Origin of the sequence: Paenibacillus sp. FSL E2-0151, from assembly GCF_037993015.1 — a bacterium.
Classification (GTDB): Bacteria; Bacillota; Bacilli; order Paenibacillales; family Paenibacillaceae; genus Paenibacillus; species Paenibacillus amylolyticus.
The window spans coordinates 4,456,147-4,473,646 of record NZ_CP150308.1; the positions used below are offsets into that span (position 1 = coordinate 4,456,147).

20 protein-coding genes are annotated in these 17,500 nt (G+C 44.3%); 4 read left to right on the forward strand and 16 right to left on the reverse strand.

The window, feature by feature from the left end:
- Positions 1 to 6: 6 nt before the first annotated feature.
- The 9 genes from MHI55_RS20075 to MHI55_RS20115 all read right to left on the reverse strand — a co-directional run bounded on the left by MHI55_RS20075 (position 7) and on the right by MHI55_RS20115 (position 10,417).
- Positions 7 to 1,359, reverse strand: coding sequence for a hypothetical protein (locus MHI55_RS20075; protein WP_076251161.1), 1,353 nt, complete (start codon positions 1,357 to 1,359; stop codon positions 7 to 9).
- A gap of 100 nt (positions 1,360 to 1,459) precedes the next feature.
- On the reverse strand, positions 1,460 to 2,110 hold the full coding sequence (locus tag MHI55_RS20080; protein WP_076251159.1) for an S-layer homology domain-containing protein: 651 nt from the start codon (positions 2,108 to 2,110) through the stop codon (positions 1,460 to 1,462).
- A gap of 23 nt (positions 2,111 to 2,133) precedes the next feature.
- Complete coding sequence (locus tag MHI55_RS20085) at positions 2,134 to 5,961, reverse strand: hypothetical protein (RefSeq protein WP_143781243.1); 3,828 nt, start codon at positions 5,959 to 5,961, stop codon at positions 2,134 to 2,136.
- Positions 5,962 to 6,028: 67 nt separating this feature from the next.
- Positions 6,029 to 6,361 (reverse strand): hypothetical protein, encoded by a 333-nt coding sequence (locus MHI55_RS20090; RefSeq protein ID WP_235200726.1) that lies wholly within the window; start codon positions 6,359 to 6,361, stop codon positions 6,029 to 6,031.
- 20 nt (positions 6,362 to 6,381) lie between these two features.
- Positions 6,382 to 6,861: a hypothetical protein gene (locus MHI55_RS20095; RefSeq protein ID WP_340386688.1), complete on the reverse strand. Its 480-nt coding sequence runs from the start codon at positions 6,859 to 6,861 to the stop codon at positions 6,382 to 6,384.
- Between the two features lie 128 nt (positions 6,862 to 6,989).
- Positions 6,990 to 7,811, reverse strand: coding sequence for a hypothetical protein (locus MHI55_RS20100; protein WP_076251153.1), 822 nt, complete (start codon positions 7,809 to 7,811; stop codon positions 6,990 to 6,992).
- Positions 7,812 to 8,063: 252 nt separating this feature from the next.
- Positions 8,064 to 8,705, reverse strand: a complete 642-nt coding sequence (locus tag MHI55_RS20105) for a hypothetical protein (RefSeq protein ID WP_101313625.1) — start codon at positions 8,703 to 8,705, stop codon at positions 8,064 to 8,066.
- On the reverse strand, positions 8,689 to 9,780 hold the full coding sequence (locus MHI55_RS20110) for a glycosyltransferase (RefSeq protein WP_101313624.1): 1,092 nt from the start codon (positions 9,778 to 9,780) through the stop codon (positions 8,689 to 8,691). The genes MHI55_RS20105 and MHI55_RS20110 overlap by 17 nt, the downstream gene beginning before the upstream one ends.
- Positions 9,758 to 10,417 (reverse strand): hypothetical protein, encoded by a 660-nt coding sequence (locus MHI55_RS20115; protein ID WP_076251147.1) that lies wholly within the window; start codon positions 10,415 to 10,417, stop codon positions 9,758 to 9,760. The genes MHI55_RS20110 and MHI55_RS20115 overlap by 23 nt, the downstream gene beginning before the upstream one ends.
- 190 nt (positions 10,418 to 10,607) lie before the next feature.
- Here MHI55_RS20115 and MHI55_RS20120 point away from each other — a divergent pair, with 190 nt between their 5' ends.
- The 4 genes from MHI55_RS20120 (at position 10,608) to MHI55_RS20135 (ending at position 12,573) form a co-directional block, all read left to right on the forward strand.
- Positions 10,608 to 11,348: a GT-D fold domain-containing glycosyltransferase gene (locus MHI55_RS20120; RefSeq protein ID WP_076251146.1), complete on the forward strand. Its 741-nt coding sequence runs from the start codon at positions 10,608 to 10,610 to the stop codon at positions 11,346 to 11,348.
- A 183-nt stretch (positions 11,349 to 11,531) separates the two neighbouring features.
- Positions 11,532 to 11,801, forward strand: coding sequence for a hypothetical protein (locus tag MHI55_RS20125; RefSeq protein WP_036607821.1), 270 nt, complete (start codon positions 11,532 to 11,534; stop codon positions 11,799 to 11,801).
- Positions 11,802 to 11,976: 175 nt separating this feature from the next.
- Positions 11,977 to 12,204 carry a hypothetical protein gene (locus MHI55_RS20130; protein ID WP_036607823.1) on the forward strand — a complete coding sequence of 76 codons (228 nt, stop codon included), beginning with the start codon at positions 11,977 to 11,979 and terminating at the stop codon, positions 12,202 to 12,204.
- A 180-nt stretch (positions 12,205 to 12,384) separates the two neighbouring features.
- The gene (locus MHI55_RS20135) at positions 12,385 to 12,573 is read left to right on the forward strand and encodes a hypothetical protein (protein WP_076251145.1); all 189 of its coding nucleotides are present in this window, start codon (positions 12,385 to 12,387) and stop codon (positions 12,571 to 12,573) included.
- 24 nt (positions 12,574 to 12,597) lie between these two features.
- On the opposite strand, the gene MHI55_RS20140 is transcribed toward MHI55_RS20135, so the two are convergent.
- From MHI55_RS20140 to ribE, 7 genes are all read right to left on the reverse strand, one after another.
- Positions 12,598 to 13,365: an N-acetylmuramoyl-L-alanine amidase gene (locus MHI55_RS20140; protein WP_076251143.1), complete on the reverse strand. Its 768-nt coding sequence runs from the start codon at positions 13,363 to 13,365 to the stop codon at positions 12,598 to 12,600.
- Positions 13,362 to 13,787: a phage holin family protein gene (locus MHI55_RS20145; RefSeq protein WP_036607828.1), complete on the reverse strand. Its 426-nt coding sequence runs from the start codon at positions 13,785 to 13,787 to the stop codon at positions 13,362 to 13,364. Before MHI55_RS20145 ends, MHI55_RS20140 begins: the two co-directional genes overlap by 4 nt.
- Positions 13,788 to 13,948: 161 nt before the next feature.
- Positions 13,949 to 14,431, reverse strand: a complete 483-nt coding sequence (gene ytfJ / locus MHI55_RS20150) for a GerW family sporulation protein (RefSeq protein ID WP_036607830.1) — start codon at positions 14,429 to 14,431, stop codon at positions 13,949 to 13,951.
- A 147-nt stretch (positions 14,432 to 14,578) separates the two neighbouring features.
- The gene (locus tag MHI55_RS20155; protein ID WP_076251141.1) at positions 14,579 to 15,310 is read right to left on the reverse strand and encodes a DUF2953 domain-containing protein; all 732 of its coding nucleotides are present in this window, start codon (positions 15,308 to 15,310) and stop codon (positions 14,579 to 14,581) included.
- A gap of 189 nt (positions 15,311 to 15,499) precedes the next feature.
- Positions 15,500 to 16,156, reverse strand: coding sequence for an SMC-Scp complex subunit ScpB (gene scpB / locus MHI55_RS20160; RefSeq protein WP_076251139.1), 657 nt, complete (start codon positions 16,154 to 16,156; stop codon positions 15,500 to 15,502).
- On the reverse strand, positions 16,125 to 16,925 hold the full coding sequence (locus MHI55_RS20165; protein WP_036672308.1) for a segregation/condensation protein A: 801 nt from the start codon (positions 16,923 to 16,925) through the stop codon (positions 16,125 to 16,127). Before MHI55_RS20165 ends, scpB begins: the two co-directional genes overlap by 32 nt.
- A 103-nt stretch (positions 16,926 to 17,028) precedes the next feature.
- On the reverse strand, positions 17,029 to 17,496 hold the full coding sequence (gene ribE, locus MHI55_RS20170) for a 6,7-dimethyl-8-ribityllumazine synthase (protein ID WP_017687651.1): 468 nt from the start codon (positions 17,494 to 17,496) through the stop codon (positions 17,029 to 17,031).
- Positions 17,497 to 17,500: the final 4 nt, after the last annotated feature.

The following is a 17,500-nucleotide window of genomic DNA, read 5'->3' on the forward strand; positions in this document are numbered from 1 at the left end:
TCCCCCTTACTTGAATCGCTCGATGGTCCATTTCATGAATCGGTCCAGGAAAGCTACGGCTTCAGCCCGGGTCATAGCGGAATTTCCAAGGAACCATAGCTCTGCCTGCTCTGTGCCATTTGTAGGTCTCCCCATATCTGTTACTATCGCTGCACCATCCAGCTTGTTATTGATAGGAATTCCATTAATTAGTGGATCATTGTTCGCAAATGTTTCGTCTTCCATTTCCGAGACGGCTATTTTCCAGAAAGCATCCTTGGACTGTTCTACCCGCTCACCTTTGGTTTGATAATAAATGGCTGAAGCTTTGCCGACATCTGCGAACCTCTCGCTCACATCTTTGAGATAATAGAATGTCACTTCGTCGCCTTCTGAAAAAGGTTGATTAAATACAACCGTGTGGTTGTCAATTTCCGAATAAGCCGGTGTTTCTGGGACGTTATCTTTTTTTTCGTCTTTAAATTTCACTGTAATTTTAAGTTTCTTTTTACCTGCCGGATAATTGCCATTAAGTCTAAACACCCGTTGACCCTGAAATGCCGTAATAGGCTGATTAATCTCCGTCGTTGGTGCTTCCATGTCCGTAAATCTGGCATAGAACACTTTGCGCAACTTGTTAATCAGATGAAATGCTTCTCCCCGCTGTATAATGGCATTAGGAAAAAAACAATTGTTGTATGCTGGTTTGAGTGTTGTCGCTTTGATATCTTCACTCTTGAATTTGTTATTCTTCGTCCAATAATTGAACTTGCAAGTGACACCGTTCAGATTAAAAGGAAGAAACACCGATCCCCCCGGGCTGACACAATATACATCCGTTCGGTAACCAATAGCCTTTGTTGCAATTTTGGTTACCGCCGCGGCATCCCCCTTGGTATCACCCCATACCTCGGAAGGAATACTGAGTCTGCGAAGCGGTTGGCCTGCTGCATACAAATATTCCTGATGATTACGACTGAATGGATCGTAGAAATAGGTCGTCGCTGCACTAAGTTCAGCTCTGGGCAGATCTCCAGTCCAGGAGACGGGCGGCCTTTTCCAAGCACTGTCCAGCAACGGTTCACCATAACTACAGAAGGACACCACCTGTCCTGCTTTTACGCCCGTATACAACTCCACATCAGTTAATCCCTTACTATTGGTTTCAGCCGTTTGGTAGATCGTTTGAACACCGTCAATAAACACATACAGTGGATTGTCATCTGTTGGTTTAATCAGCACAGGCAGACTAAATGAGGTTTGCCCCGCTTTCCCTTTGATTTCTTCATATACAAAAGGCTTGCCTTCCTCAAACTTGTTATAGTTGATTCCGGCCACAAAGACTTCACCATCTTCCAAAACCATATTCGTGGCTTCCATAACATCGTTATAGAACCAGTCCCCTTCGTTTACATCAACCCATTTTCGTATGATAAACACCTCCTATCTTTAGAATAGACAGAAAAGAGAGTAGGTCACCCTACTCTCGAATTGTTCGTTCCAGCAAACGTTTAGTACGCATCAGGAAAGTAACAAACTCTGCTCTGGTTATGAAGTTTTCCGGTCTGAAATATAGAATGGGTTTGCCATCCAATTGTGTTATAACCGTCAGTCCCAAATCAGCCAAGCGTTCAATGGAATCTCTTGCCCAGTGGTCCTTCCCTTCTGTTGTCTGTAAATCCTGAAACTGTATTGCACTCTTACGGTCATATCCATCTTTTTTGATCAGGGTCATGGTCAATTCGACCTTGTACCCCTTCTGATCTTTATCCATCGTATCCTGATGGTAGAAAATAGGGTCAACTTTGATGGACTCTACAACACCAACATAGATATTACCCTTCTCATCATAAAATTTGTGCGTCCAGCCTACGTACATGACGTAGTTGTGATAGGCCTGCTTGTCTTTAAATAGAAAATTAATAATTGCCTTGTATGAAGACACTCCCATTTGATGAAAATGTGAGGGTGCATTAATCATTTTAATTTCCCTCACTTGCGGATTGGGCGAAGGTGAAGAGTACGGATCAATAATTCTTCCGTTCACTAGCTCGAACTTCATGCCTGTATCTACATACAGCTTTCTTTTATACCGGTCATTAACTAAGCCAAACGGATCTTGCTGAGTCATATCAGATGCCCTCCTAACCTATTTTATCTGGGGTAATTCCTTCCCATTCCCGCACCAACATTGCTGGCCATTCGGTTTGCAATACCAGGACTGTTCTGCCGCAGTGTCTTGTCCAACGTAGATGTCAGTCTCTCCACATCTTTTGTACTGCCTGTCATATTATCGATGTTCACATGAACCGTGACATCACCTGAGCCAACCATCACACTTTTATGTGTATTGTTCGTCGTCATGTAGTCAAAGTAATCCATGACCTTAAGACCTGATGGAATGTTGAATGAAGATATCGGTTTATCCATTTTTTTGCTAATTTCATACAAATTTTTGGACTGTTCTACACCCAATGCTTGGATTTGTTTAAAAATCTCCATATATTCATTTGACCCTGGTTTAAACACACCACTATTCAGCAGATTCTTCCAATCTTGCTTGATCGAACTTATTTGTGAATTCATTTCAGATGCACGGGATTTGTTCAATGCAATTAATTCTGGTGCATCTTCCTTACCCCCATTAGCCGCAAGAAGATCATACATTCGTTTATCATAATCCAACTGTGTCAACTCAAACTGATCATTCATCTTGCGTCTAAGCTCATCAATCTGGCTGTTTTTAACACCATTCAGTTCAAGCTCTGATTGTGCCTTCTGCTGTTTCTTCTCATTGATCTCCAGGCCCAGTTCATCTTTATCCTTACCTTCAGCCATCTTGTCGTACGTCTTCTGTAAACTTGCAATGGCCTTATCGAAGAACTTGATATTCTCTTGCAAATATTTCTCCATTAGCGCGCGCATCTGACCAGAATCTTCGCGAACACCACTAATCAACAGGCGGGATCGAGTGACTTGGTAATTGGTTTCGTTATCACTTGTCGATTTGTTAAGCTGCCGATTAATCTTGGCGATCATTTCATCAATACCATTGCTTTGCGGCTGTGGCCTATAACCGTTAGCAATAGTTCCTATTCCACCCGCAGCAGGAATATACTGCATTTGAGGTTGAATATATTGTATCTGCGGTGGTTGTTGTTTGTTGTCCCCAGGCGGTTTTCCAGACTCTTTATCCATTTGAATCTGGGCTTCTTTTTTCTCCTGCTTATAGTTGTATTCCTTGCCCAGTTTCTTCTCAACTGCATCTCCGCCGTCTTCGCTCCATACCGCCTTAAATCCCTTCCAGTAATCCCCGAACTTGTTATTGGTAGCACTTTTTCCGAATATTGAACTCATTGTGCCAGACACAGCAGCATCCATCCCCAGGTTTAACCCTTTCCACACTTTCCCTACAAAAGATGACTGCTCCATATCCTTGAAATCTTTGGCCAACTCTTCTTTATTGGTTGCGCGAATACTCTGCTTCTCCGCTTCTGACTTCCCCATGTTGTTTAATGGATCGACAAGACCAGAGACGACATCCATAGCGGTCATCGCTAACCCAAGTGCTGGTACAGCTTTTAAAGGCCTCAATAATCTCCCGCCGGATTTGACTAATTTCGAAAATTTTCCGGGTGTTTTAATCCCACGGGCAGCTTGCTCCGCATTGATGTCACGCTGAGTAATCGAGTTGCCTTGTCTATCTCGAAGAATATTTCCATCTTTATTACGGATCGGGGCATTGCTATCAAAAAATGCTTTGCGATTGCCTGTATCTTTCATATCCTTAAATCTGGAAAGAAGACCTCTTTTGGGTGTGTTTTTATTCCCTTTTTTCGAGTCGCCCCCCGGATTGAATTCATCCATTATCGCGTCTTTCATGACATCTTTGATCAGGTCTTCATGACGAGCTACAAAGGTTTTGTTCTTGGGTTCTTCCTTGTCATCCTTAACAGGGGATCCAGGGGATCCAACGCTTCCTGCACCTTGAGTAACTAACAATCCTCCTGGACCACTCATCATACTCGCGAGCTGAACCTGTTCAAGTTCCTTCAGTTTGGATATGTATGCTGTAGCATCGATCATGCCTTGTCTAAAAGAAGCATTTAACTCATTGACTTCGGTTCTCAATGTGGAGAGAACATCATTCAATAGAGTTGACTGTTTACGCAGCTTCTGGATCTCGGATTCGTACCGTTGAACATCGGTTGAACCGTATGTAAACTCAGCATTAAGGAAATACAACTTATTTCGTAGTTCAACCGCATCGAGGTCCATGTCATCCATCGCCATCATCAAAACTCTAGCTTGGTGTTCAAGTTGCATCATTGCTCTACTCGTGTCATCCAACTCTCGCCCTAGAAACTCAAGGCTTCGCTTCGTCTTTGCAATCTGAATATCGAGTGAATGCATTTCTTCTCGCAACAGAAGAAGTTCTCGACTATACGTTTTGACTCGCTTCTCAGCTTCGTCACGTTCTTCTGCATGAATGGAAGAAGCCGCTGTATCCCCATCTTGTATAGCCTGATTGTACATTTTATGTTGATGATCTCGGTTAGTCCGAGCCTGAAGTACCTCACCTTGCTTGGCTGCGGCCCTACTTTGAATTTCTGTTCTGCGATGATCCAGAGTCTGTAGACGACTCTGCTGTCTGCCCATTTCTTGCGCTACACCAGCACGTTGCACATCCGTGACTCGAAGTGGCTCGGGAACGTTGCTCCCCGTATTTTCGACTTCCCCTGGATCCGTATTTGTAGCACCGTATCGCTTCTGATCGCCTTCATTCATCACTTCACCGAACTTATCCCACGCAACCTGAACTCCGACTTCATCCATAATTCGGTTAAGCACTTCCATATGATCAACAATGCCACCCGTACGATCTCCAATTAACCGCATGACTGCGATAAGATAATCGCCCAGCTCGGCAAATTCCTCTTTCAACCCTTGCATCGCCTCATGTGTTGCAATCTGAAATGCGATTTCGATCTGTCGTTGTCGGAATTGAAGGTTGTCTCTGCTTCCAGTGCGCTGATGGACCGACGCGTTTGCATCCGAAGCCTTCAATTGTTCAGCAAGAAGATCGAATCTAACTCGATTCGATGCAAAGCCCTGCTGAGGATGATCTCCTTTTGACTGAACCAACAATCCAGCCTTGCTAATCCAGTTGGCTAATGCATCCTCTTGTGCAAGCGTTCCATCAGGGTTACCAGCCATTGGAAGGGTCTGACGCATCATATCCATCAAGTCCTGAATGCCAACATCCAACATCGTTGAAGCTCTGATCATCATGTCTGTGACTTGGGACAGATCAAAGCTACTGCTTCCCCATGCCGGAGTAACAGCTTCCAGACCTGTTGCCGTCTGTTCTACATCCATATTGCCCACTGAATGCAGCTTGGCTACTTCTTCAGCAAACGCGACAGCTTCAGATGAATGATCATAATTACGAGAACCAATACGATAGGCAAGACCTACATCTTCCTGATCCATACCATGTTTCAGTGCAATTCGTTGCAGATTTTTGACCGTTCCGGTTTGTGTGAATTGCCCACTGCCATTTGTAGTCCCAGACGATCTAAGCTCCAAATTTTGGTCGGCCCGGCTTATCTGTTGATCCATCTGCTGCGACGAGTCAAGGGATTTCTTAAGTAATGTTGTTGAATACCCCTTGGTTTCACCTGCTGAAATATATTTCATCGTATTCATCACGGAGTCTATCAACCCCTGTGAGCCAGCTGCAGATACATCCTTCATTTCACTGAACGCTCCACGATAAAAGTGCTCCAAATCGGTAGTCAATGTTTCAATCATTTGCGACTGCATATCACTTCTGATTGTCTCCACTCGTCTAATCAGTGTGCTAACGCCTGAAGGGGAACTCTCTTTCAGTACTGCGTTTTGTCCAGTTAATTGATCCTTATCCGTTAATATTTCTTGTGTTAAGGAATGTTTATCTCCTTGTCCTTCTGTTTCAGTCAAAAGAATCACCGCCTTTATGCATAAATCCCGTTCTACCTTCATTTAGGCAAAACGGGATATCTCTCTCTTATCCTCCGAGCGCTTGTGCAAGCATACCGATATCATCTTCTGATATCTCTGCGTAATCCTCGTCATTGAAGGTTCTTTTACGTCTGACGGTCCCATCTTCTTCGACTTCCTCGCCCCCACCGCCACCGAACATGCGAAGAGGTGCTGTCATAAGCTCAACCTCAAATTGAATATATTTCTCGGCTGACTTGCACAGCTCCGCAACCTGAGGGAGTGTGTACTCCCAAATCTCCCACTTGTTCAGCCCACAGTGTTTATGGAGGGTGAAGAAGATTTCTCCCCAGTGAACAGGTTCCTGTGTTTCCGTATCACGGATTTCGGTTCCCTCCAAAGACTCCCCCTCGGTGCGTTCTACTTTTTTAAACCATTGAGTCCAATGAGCATATCAATGACTTTGCGAGCTGTGTTCAGATCAAGGTACTCATCCAGATACTCTCGATTGATGGTATACTCACCATGCTCATCTTTGGTCACGATATGTGGATAGTTTTTGAATGCCATTGCCAATACATCAAATAAATCCTGCTGCCGCTTTTCATCCAGTTCATCATTCTCAGTCGGAATGAAGTTAAGAATAATGGCATCGATATTCACCGTTTTTAGCAACTTCATCAGACGGCGGACATCCTTCAGGTTACATGGCGGAATACGATATTTCCGTCGATCCCTCAGCGTAATAATCTCATCATCTTCAAAGAATGCACGCTCAGCAGCTTCCACTTCCTCCGGAGTCACCCGTTTGTTTTCCGGATCATCTTTGATTCGTTTCGCCGCTTCCTCATTCAGCTTTTCCGCAAGCTCACGCTCGGCTTTTTCTTGTTCTGTTTCCATGAATTTAAAGACCTCCCCAGGACATTCTCCCCCATATAATAAAAAACCTGGCAAGGCAAGGCTCTGTGAAGGGGAGGACACAGATGCCGTTTGATACCTTGCCAGGAGCAATCAACTTTATTTAGATATTAGATCTTGCTTGGTGCGCTGAAGCGTTTGATACTGCCGATTTTTCCATCAGCACGTTCAGGGTCAAGAATCTGCAAAGAGATTGCAGATGCAGAAGCGGCAGCGCGCTGGGCATTGATGCTGAATGTACCTTTTGCACGGCACATGTACAGCTCGGTTTCAACACCTGCATACGAACCATCTTTTTGCTGGAACGTCCCGTGATGAACGACAGAGATTGGGAATGGTACTTCGTCAACCAACAGATCAACCATGTCTACAATTTGATCTCGCTTGTAGTTCAACACAATCTCTTTACCGATATGGAACGCATTCAGGATGACTACACCGTTCGCTTCGTCGTAGAAGAACGCATTGGGTTCCACGGCTGTTCCTTTAGTAGTGAGTTGTTTCAGCAACGTGTTGGAATCTTTGAGACGAACCGTAATGTCACCGTTACTTCCATAGATATCACTTACATGCTTCGGTTTGGCTTCCGCAAATCCAGAATTGGAAACGCCTGCAGCCACTGTAGACTGCTCATTCAGCACCCATACATAAGACTTCACTTGCTCTTGTACCGTTGAACCCATCATCAGCTGGATCGCATCCAGATCGAATTTAGCATCTGTTGCCGATACTTCGATCGATTTCGACTTCACCAGTACATCAATGGCGAACAGACCGTCACCACCAAAGATGTCCTCAAGCTCCACGTTAAGGTCAATTTTCAGATCTTGCAGGGTGCCCAGGGTAACTACCTCAATTTCGCCCATCGGATCTTTTGGAAGGCGTTTAGCCATAAACGTACCTACACCTTTGATAATCATTTTTTTAGCCATTGAACAGTCCACTCCTTAGGATAGTATGTATTTTTAGCTACGGAGACTTGCTTAAGCCGGGATCAGGTTAAAGGACTTGATGATCGGGAGATCCTTCTTTAATCCGTCTGGCTATTCACCGTCTCTGCTTTTTATAGTGTAGAACGCTATCTTCAATCCCTAACGATAATGTAAACGAAATATATTGAAGCACGATTAGCAACCGTCATCTTTGCAAAAGGAATAGTCCAATAAAGGTCAAAGAAAAGACCCCTACATTAGAGGGGTCATTCTGTTTGGCAAAGCATCTATAATTTGCGCTACCTGTTCTGCACGTTCTTTGATCTCAAATTCATCGGCAGTAACCAGATGAACATGTGAGCAGTATTTGCCATGCTCATAGATTCTCTCGGGTGTAATGAAGACAACGTCAGCAACAGCTTCCATCTTGTGTTTGTGCTTCTCGTACTGATCCGGATCGGTCAACGAATCAAATACGACCAGATCAGGATAGGCTGTCTCGACAGAACTTGCCAGCCGGCTATCGTTCACCCAATAGATTACGCGATCACCTTGAAACAGCGTACGGACATTATGGCCCACACGGGCTACGACAAAGTTTGGAAGCTCCGGATGGGGATACTCCAAGGCATCTACCTGATAGAACTCATCACTGGAGTTGATATATATTACATTGTAGCCTACTTCCGCGAGTGCTTTTAACAGCCGTTGTGGTCGACGCCCGAATCGTTCACTATGGAAATCGATCGCAGGCAGATATACAATCGTTGTATCCATGTTTGGAGTGTATGTCGTAACATTGAACTCCGTCGCGTCAATCTCTATTTCTTCAAGCTCAATTGTCGGTGGTGAAGTCGATTGGCTACCAAACATTCGTTTAAATACCTTTTTCATTTCTCATACCTCCTATGACCTGATTAATCATCTTCACGGCATCCATTGCCCTGCCATCCCAACTATTAGACTTAGCCACCCTTACTCTTGCCGCAATTTTGGAAGCACTATTCTCACGAATCGCTTTCTCCAACATCACCCCGCAATTATGCTGATTCATAAAGTAAGTTACATCGCTGTACTTATGAACAATTTCCTCCATACGCGTCGTCAACACAGGTTTGCCCGCAGACAAATATTCATAATACTTGATCGGATCGCAGCCCCGGATCATCTCTGTCAGCTTGAATGGCACGATACAGACATCGAATTGAGCAATGTAGGCGGGAAGCACTTTATAATCTTTGTGCGGAAGACAAGTCACACTGGGATGCACAATATTTTTTTGATAGAGGGCATTGTTTCCAATCAAAACAACACGATAACCTTTATCTGCAATAGCGGTAATCAGCGAATAATCCACCCACGATGCCATTGCACCGTGGAAACCCACAATCTTTTGCCCATCATGAACATCGGGGAAGTCCGCCGGTTTGGGCAGAATTGCCCGCGCTTTCTCAAAATGTTGGTAATCTGCCCCGTTAGGGCACATAAAGATTGGTTTGCCGTCATGTTTATGTGCCTCGTACATCACCTTGGCAGTCGTGGCAATAAGATCTGCACGGTCGAAACATTTCGGGATGTAGGATTTCCACACAGCAAACTCATCAGCCGAATTATCAAGGTAATCAAATACGGTAAAATCAAACTTCCGTCCATCCGAATAATTGTACTGACCTGGATTCGAGAACCAGAGTACCTTCTTTCCTTTCACCAGGTGATCGTAGTTCACACCTTTTTGCACAAGGAACAGATCCTCATTTAACTTTTCAATCGGGCGGGTCTGCTTTCTGTACGTTTCTTCATTGATAAAGATAGCCCTTATACCTGGAATATTAGAGAAGGCGGTCATCAATTGCTGAGGACGTTGGAACAAGAGGTTCCAGTCAAGTGCGGGCGGGTAGACAATGGTCATTTCTATACTTTCAAAAACCGGATTTTCTCGTTGTTTTCTACGAAGCAGCCAATTGAGCAATCAACTCCACCCCTTCCGCATAGGCATGAACGGGACGCAACCGAGTATCTACAAACAGTTCAAACCCCAATCTTCTAGCTTGCTCACAGAATGGTGCATCTTCACCTGTTGGATGGGAACCATATCGAACCCCTGCTTCGATCACTTCACGCTTAATCAAATATACGGCACCTGTCAGTTCTACTGGGAACAAACCCGCTTTGAATTCAGGTATATGTTTTCCGCCGCTCATGGCATTATGAGCCTTCAATTTTGGGTGATTCCGTATAAGCATTGCGCATATATCTTTGTCATTATCCATTAACTGCCGTAGGCTACCCTCAGGAATGATGATATCCGTATCAATTGAGAACAGATAATCACAGTCCGATTCCAGAAACTCATCCAGAAGCATATTCCTCAACAACGCCAGGTTGTGATAGGAATATTGTCCACGTATATGACCATATGTTCTCCCCAGATGATGAGTCAGATAAGGAATCTGATGACAATCAAGGATATGCTCCGTCTGATCTTCACTATCATTCAGGATGTACATATAATGCTTCTGCACTGCTTGTTGCTCAAGTGATTGCAAGTGCCGTTCCATAATCCAAGCCCGGTTTCGTACAGGACTACCTATAAATACGTTTTTCACAGTCCATCCCCTCTCCCTTTTTACATAGTCTAGACTGTTGCTCAATAACCTTCGCACATTGAACAAAAAAAGAGTGATTCCTCAAAAGAAGAGAGAGAACGAAGCGTTTTTCCTATTCTAGTACAGAAGGAGTTGATGAATATGTATACCAAAGAAACCATTATTCACACATGGAAAGAAGGTGACCTGCATGCTGGGGAGTGTAGAATTAATCCACAACTGGTTCCAAATGGCCTCTGATGGAGAAGCCCATGCTTCTGTTCGATTTGGGGATGCTTCCAACACCATTCTGGCCCACGATACCGTTCTGACTATGGATTTCATTAAGTCTCATTACGGCTGGTTGAACGATCCTACCTATTGCGGGATAACCTTACCCAACGCGAGTGCGAGAGAAATTATTGTACACTGCCTGCGAAAAGCGGATTACGTCGGACATCTGATCCAGACAGATCACTGGTATTTCAAGCCGTTATTTGATATGTGCCTTGCCTATTACAAGGTGGAACCCAAAGAGACCTTCTATGCTTTTGAGAATAATTACATCGCCAGATTCAGGTTATTCTATGAAACATTCAAGACCATGCCTATTCTGCTCTGCGGAGCCAAGGCCGAGCAATATCGAGAAGTTCTGGAGCGGAGATACGGGTGGACAAGCATCGTGGGAACGGTGGACTGCCCCTCGTGGTCTCATGTGAGCACAGCATCCAAACAAATGGAACATATCTACCAACAGACACCGTGGAAGCTTGCTCTGGTGTGTGCAGGTGCACCCGGCAAGGTACTGGTTATTAAAGCGAAAGAACTGCACACCGTAGGTGTTGACTTTGGTTCCGGAGCAGATGTTGCCATTCAAGCCGACAGCGAAAATCTGAACGCATGGGATTACAACGGATTTCCTGATTATTGGGAAGGCAGACCCAAAAAATGACCCTCTCCGGGTCTTTTTGCTGGATAAAACTGTGATTCCAAATCCGATTTTATTGACTTAGTAGCTGTTGATAATTTAAACTATCTGCCTTATTATTGTTAAGATAACTCCTAATCTAACCTGGTTTAAACTTGCATGAAGAGGAGCTCTGCTAAGATATTCAAACCGTTGGAGGGAAATGTAATGGCGTACTCGCAGTCAAAGACCGAAATAGTAGCGACTCATTTACGAACAAGATTTATGGAAGGTAACGTGGAGGGACATGAGATCGTTGTTGCCTTGATCAGTATGGTCAAAGCTGAGAAGATTAATTTAGATGAGGTTGCCCCTATTCTCTCTACAGTCTTTTTTGAACAACCGCAAGGTATTCTGTTGGCACTCGAAAAAGCTAGCACCCTGATTGATGATGAATTAATTGATTCCATTCTCCACGAAGTAAACGAAAAAGCTTAATCTTACATACAAAGGGAGAGCTTATCATCAGATTTTAATTTACAACAACCAGTTATTCTCTCCACACTTTTAGATTGAATAGATTCATCACTGAGAAATTGGAATTTCTCGTTATTTTCTGTCCTCCTCCGCTTATTCTAGTAGTATTACGAAGGAGGGGACACCAATCGAGACAGTGAATAAAGCCATTTTATTTTTAGCAGTTATTGAAACCATGCTTGAAGCGCTCCACCATACAGAAGTAGATCAGACAGAACTTGTGGATTCGCTTGTCATGTTAGGTTTTGATCCCATTGAGATGTTGTACGAGACAAATACCATTAGATCTTTCCAAAAGATATGCAGGGCTTTCGCAGAACTCCATCTTACAGATGAGGCCCTGGACACGTTCTCAAAAGAGTAGTTACATAACCAGAACCCCACATCACATTCGACGTGGGGTTCTGGTTTTTTTTGAATTTGAACCCGTTTTGAACCGGATCATCTTAACCTTCCCCATCCTGCCTCGTATAGGTCATCTAGGGACTATGGACATCTCCATCGCCCCTGTTGACTCTGACTTAATTAACGAAAGGACGGTTGTATGAGCTCACCCACACCAACACATGTGATCGAAACAAATCAACTCGCTGTTATTGGAGTCGTCGATGAATTCTCGATTCAGACCCAATATGAACTTGAGTATCCTGACCATATCGTGATTATACAACATTTTTATTTTTTGAAAGATCCAGCACACTTTAACTCTTGGTTAACCAGCAGACAGGCATAACCTCTATCTGAGATGTACTTTGGGTCAGGACTTTTTACGTCTGCGCTCATCAATTAAAACCTTCAGTAACAGCAACTCTCCATAGGTTAACTTCTTCTTGCGTACCTTCTCTACCCATGCCCAATCTTCAATCACCTTGTCGTTGTAGGCATCTCCAATATACTGATCAAGTTCATTCCAGGCCCATTGTGCATAATCCAGAACTGTATTCATATCATCATCCTCCGTGACTGCTATTTCTTGCAGTGGGTTTAATTTTATATGTACTGCTTGCTTAAATCTTTCATATTCACCTGGTTGTTTAATCCATGGCAGCGGGCATTCCTTCCATCCAACCACTTCTTTATGTGTGAAGAAGACGGGTGGAAAGCCCCGTTCCCTGATTAGGTATACCGCGAGGTCTACAACGTTGTTAAATGTATCTTCATGGATACTGCCATCCTTTTCAATGCACATCTCAATGCCCACTGTACTATTGTTCGGATATGTCCCAAGTTTGGCTAGCGCTTCCTTCGTGTATGTTGCACTCCCACAGTGATAGGCTAGTTCATCATCCGGGAGACTGTTATATATCGAAGTGCGATCTACCGAGAAGTGTGCGCTTGCATAACGACCTTTCACTGCTTTATTGGAATCCTGCTGTGCCAGACTTGCAAAGTATTTGCTAATGTTCTTCGCGGGCGCTCCGGGAGAAGCCGTATAATGCATTACAATTCCACATTTCGCTTTTAATTTAAGTCCGGCCCGACTGTATTTATTCACAGGTATGTAATCCTTGGTGATCTGTATCATGACATCTTCTCCTTATCTTCAACTTGATCTTCATTCCCTCGAAGCTTAAAGAGTGCTGAAGTGATAAACTTCGGTACAGGCAGGCCCAGTTTTCCCATGTTCTCCAATATACTGATTCCTTCGGTACCAATGATGAACATTAACATTGCATCTCGCATAAAATCATTGGAATTGCCTGCAACCATATCCAGTTGATGTGCAATAATGACAAAAACAAATGTCAATGACTTACGAGCAAGCCCCCACCATCCAACCCTGCTGGATAACTCCTTCCTATACCATGCAGACAGCACCCCTGTGATGTAATCCAGCCCCACAAAGATGGTCACGGCAATAAACAGGTGATCAATTCCTCCTACCAAATACACGACTGCCGATAGCAGCCAGCCAAACAAAACCATAAACACGGTATCTCTGTGCATTAACGTTCCCCCTTTAATAACCTATTTCATGTCTAGGTTAGGCGGATCATAGACATAAGTCTCATGCAATACGGAAACCTCCGAAAAAACACTCACCATCTGCTATACAAACAGCAAAAATCCCTCACGCTTGGATGCGGGAGGGATCATGACGAAATGATTCAGCTATAGGTTGATGGATCTGGTGTAACTGGTACACCTGTTGTATTCGTTGGTGTTGTATTCCGTTGGAACATGCCTTGAATTCGGTCCAAAACATAAGGGGTGGAGTCAATGAGTTTCTCAAACAGATGTGTGGAGTTATCGAGTGGTACAATGTGTACCCCCTGTTTACCTACCACCAGGAACGCAATAGGACGTATGGATACACCGCCGCCACTACCGCCACCAAATGGAGAAGCTACTTTAGCTGAACTCGCATGTTCAGCAGAGGTACCCGTAGCACCACTTTTGCCACTACTTTCTCCATTAACGTGAAAATCACTACCACCGGCAGCAAATCCGAATCCCACCTTACTGATTGGCAGAATCACGGTACCATCTGGTGTTTCGACTGCATCGCCAACAATTGTATTGACATCCACCATGGCCTTGATATTTTCCATTGCGGTTTCCATTAAGCCTTGAATTGGATGATCTGACATTTAAATTCCCTCCAGTTTCAATGTAAGCTAGGTTTGATCTAACCATATCATCCCCAAACTTGAAGGGACTTATGTAATAAGCATTTTAAATACACTCACCAAATCCCAACCTTACATTCTCAAAAACAGACCGACTATGATGGGTTTTTATACTGTTGTCCCACTAAGTTTCTTCTTTTGCTTCTCCTTATGCCTGCGGCGCTGTTCCTGAAGAAGCTTGAACCACATCCGCCATCCGCCTTCGACTTGAAACACACGGGTGAGTAGTGTAACTCCAGCGATCAGAACGGCTGTAATCCGAATTTTCACTCTGAAATCAAGTTCCGTTCTAAATTCCATTTCATCGGACCATACCGGCATAACCTGAAGCACAGGTGTTTCATCAAAGCGGATCTGATAGGTGAGAAAACCAATAATAATGGACTTGATACTCCACACCCAGCCCGTCAGCACCGCTGTATATGCTGCATCACCAACGCCGATGTGGGTAGCCCAGGACAGTTGGGTCATATGTACGCGTGTAAGTGTTTGCTTCAGCCACAGCTTGAGCGCGTCCGTTGCCCTAAGCATAATTTTCACATCTTTAGCCCACTTCTTGACTTTGCGTTTGTTGACCCGCTCGCTTCCTTGGGCCTCGCCTCTCGAATGATTCATGGATTGTTCGGTCTTGACCAGAAAACCTTCCTTCATATTGCGAAAAACAATACTCGGGATCTCATAGTTAATCCGCACAATTCCATAGAGAAGACGAACATTAATATTGGCGTAATCATCACTTTTATGTTTACTGAATGTAAAATGTACATGAACATTTGAGATGAGGACTGCGGCAATCAGCAATGCGAACAACAAACCGATTCCTCCAAGCCAAATCCACACAGGCCTTACCTCCAAGCCCTCAATTCTTTTCTCGTCTAGTATGGCACTCTGAATAGGAAAAAATTCACGTCTGACCTAAAAATCCCATTTGATATTTGTTTGGAAACTGTTTTATTCACCATTTATCTAAAAACAATGCGCAAAAAAACCGACTCCACTGATGGGTGTCGGTTAGTATGAGCTTGCAAATTAGAGTGAAGAGTCCGTATTATCGTCTTCGTTGTCAAATTGACTTAGATCATCCACCGGATCAGCACTTTCCGGTTCCAGTTGTTGCAAATCCAGTTTGTTGAATAATAGTTGTGTCTCTTCCTCCAGGTTTTCGGAATCTTCGAACAAGCCCGGTTCCGGAAGGTCTTTAATTGAAGCCAGTCCGAAATAATCCAGGAATGACTTGGTTGTTCCGTACAGAATTGGTCGTCCGATCGCCTCGGCTCGTCCCACTTCAATAATCAGATCCTTATTCACAAGCGTATGGATGGCCCGCTCCGATTTTACACCGCGGATTTCCTCAATCTCTACCCGTGTAATGGGCTGCCGGTACGCTACAATAGCCAGCGTCTCCAGAGCCGCTTGGGATAAGGACGTACGCGCGGGAGAGTATGCCAGTTTCTCGAAATATACAGCGTGGTCAGGCAAGGTGCCCAACTGAACTACACCAGCGATCTTGAGAATCTGTACACCTCGTCCCTGCTGTGAAAATTCATGAATCATCTCCTCAATCGCGTCCGTTACAAGCTCCACTCGCTGGTCAACGATCTCGGCGATTTGTTTGATACTCAGACCTTCTTCTCCGGACAAAAACAGCAGGCCTTCAATAATCGATTTCAATTTCGGAAAATCCATGATTCTTTGTTTCCCCTCTCCACTCCATAACGATATCCTCAAACATCCGTTCCTGATAACAGACAATCTGCTTCATCTTCATCAGTTCCAGCACCGCCAGAAAAGTGACAACAATCTCATGGCGATAGATATGTTCATCCATCAACTTGGAGAATAACAGTCTGCCACCCGGCCCCATACTTTCCAAAGCGCCGATGACATCCCGTATCCGATCCTTAACCGAAATCTCATCCCGTTTGATCCGGGTTACGGTTGTACGCTTCTCAGCCTTGCGTAGCGCCTTCTGAAATGCTGCAATCAGGTCAGAGGTGTGTAAACCCTCAACCGGGTTCGATTGGGCTTCTACGGGCATATAGGGGCGCAGATCCTCGGGCTCTTTGGAAAATATAAGACTGCGTTCCCACTCCCGTTCATGAAGATGACGCGCAATTCCCTTGTACTTGCGATATTCTATCAGACGCGCAATCAGCTCTGCACGTGGATCATAATCTTCTTCTTCCATATAATCATAATCCTCGAAGTCCTCAATGACCGGTGGTTTGGGCAATAAAAGTTTGCTCTTGATCGACAGCAATGTTGCTGCCATGACCAGAAATTCACTCGTAATATCCAGTTCCAGTTCCTGCATCGAATGCAGATACGCCATGTATTGATCGGTAATATCGCTGATGGGAATATCCTGGATATGAATTTCAGCCTTATCAATCAGATGAAGCAGCAGATCCAAAGGCCCTTCAAAAGTCTCCAGTTTGTATGTAACTACCGTCACTAGACGAATCCTCCCGCCAGAAAAATACAAAACCCTGCTAAGCCGTCCGAATCGGTTTCCCGTGTTCGTCTGCGCAAAGCAGGGCACTACTATTAAATAAGCACTATTTTAGCTGTTTCGTCAAGTTTGCCATCTCAATTGCCGCCGTAGCTGCATCCCAACCTTTGTTACCCGCTTTGGTTCCAGCACGTTCAATCGCTTGTTCAATATTTTCTGTTGTAACCAGTCCAAAGATCGTAGGCACGCCAGTTTTCAGATTAATTGCTGCTACCCCTTTAGCCATCTCGTTGCACACATAATCGTAATGCGTAGTGGATCCACGAATGACAGTTCCCAAGGTAATCACCGCATCATACTTGCCGCTCTCTGCCATTTTCTGCGCAATCAAAGGGATTTCGAACGCACCTGGAACCCAGGCTACATCCACTTCATCATCCTGAACGCCGTGACGTTTGAATGCATCGAGCGCTGCGCTAAGCAATTTACTGGTAATGAATTCGTTGAAACGTCCAACGACAACTCCATATCGTGATCCTTCTGAAACTAAATGTCCTTCAAAAAATTGTGGCATTCAA

Bases quoted from the DNA above. Each gene is read 5' to 3' on its own strand.
- MHI55_RS20075 (WP_076251161.1), bottom strand. From the start codon at position 1,359: ATGGAAGCCACGAATATGGTTTTGGAAGATGGTGAAGTCTTTGTGGCC.
- MHI55_RS20080 (WP_076251159.1), bottom strand. From the start codon at position 2,110: ATGACTCAGCAAGATCCGTTTGGCTTAGTTAATGACCGGTATAAAAGA.
- MHI55_RS20095 (WP_340386688.1), bottom strand. From the start codon at position 6,861: ATGGAAACAGAACAAGAAAAAGCCGAGCGTGAGCTTGCGGAAAAGCTG.
- MHI55_RS20100 (WP_076251153.1), bottom strand. From the start codon at position 7,811: ATGGCTAAAAAAATGATTATCAAAGGTGTAGGTACGTTTATGGCTAAA.
- MHI55_RS20105 (WP_101313625.1), bottom strand. From the start codon at position 8,705: ATGAAAAAGGTATTTAAACGAATGTTTGGTAGCCAATCGACTTCACCA.
- MHI55_RS20120 (WP_076251146.1), top strand. From the start codon at position 10,608: ATGCTGGGGAGTGTAGAATTAATCCACAACTGGTTCCAAATGGCCTCT.
- MHI55_RS20125 (WP_036607821.1), top strand. From the start codon at position 11,532: ATGGCGTACTCGCAGTCAAAGACCGAAATAGTAGCGACTCATTTACGA.
- MHI55_RS20135 (WP_076251145.1), top strand. From the start codon at position 12,385: ATGAGCTCACCCACACCAACACATGTGATCGAAACAAATCAACTCGCT.
- MHI55_RS20140 (WP_076251143.1), bottom strand. From the start codon at position 13,365: ATGATACAGATCACCAAGGATTACATACCTGTGAATAAATACAGTCGG.
- MHI55_RS20145 (WP_036607828.1), bottom strand. From the start codon at position 13,787: ATGCACAGAGATACCGTGTTTATGGTTTTGTTTGGCTGGCTGCTATCG.
- ytfJ (WP_036607830.1), bottom strand. From the start codon at position 14,431: ATGTCAGATCATCCAATTCAAGGCTTAATGGAAACCGCAATGGAAAAT.
- scpB (WP_076251139.1), bottom strand. From the start codon at position 16,156: ATGGATTTTCCGAAATTGAAATCGATTATTGAAGGCCTGCTGTTTTTG.
- ribE (WP_017687651.1), bottom strand. From the start codon at position 17,496: ATGCCACAATTTTTTGAAGGACATTTAGTTTCAGAAGGATCACGATAT.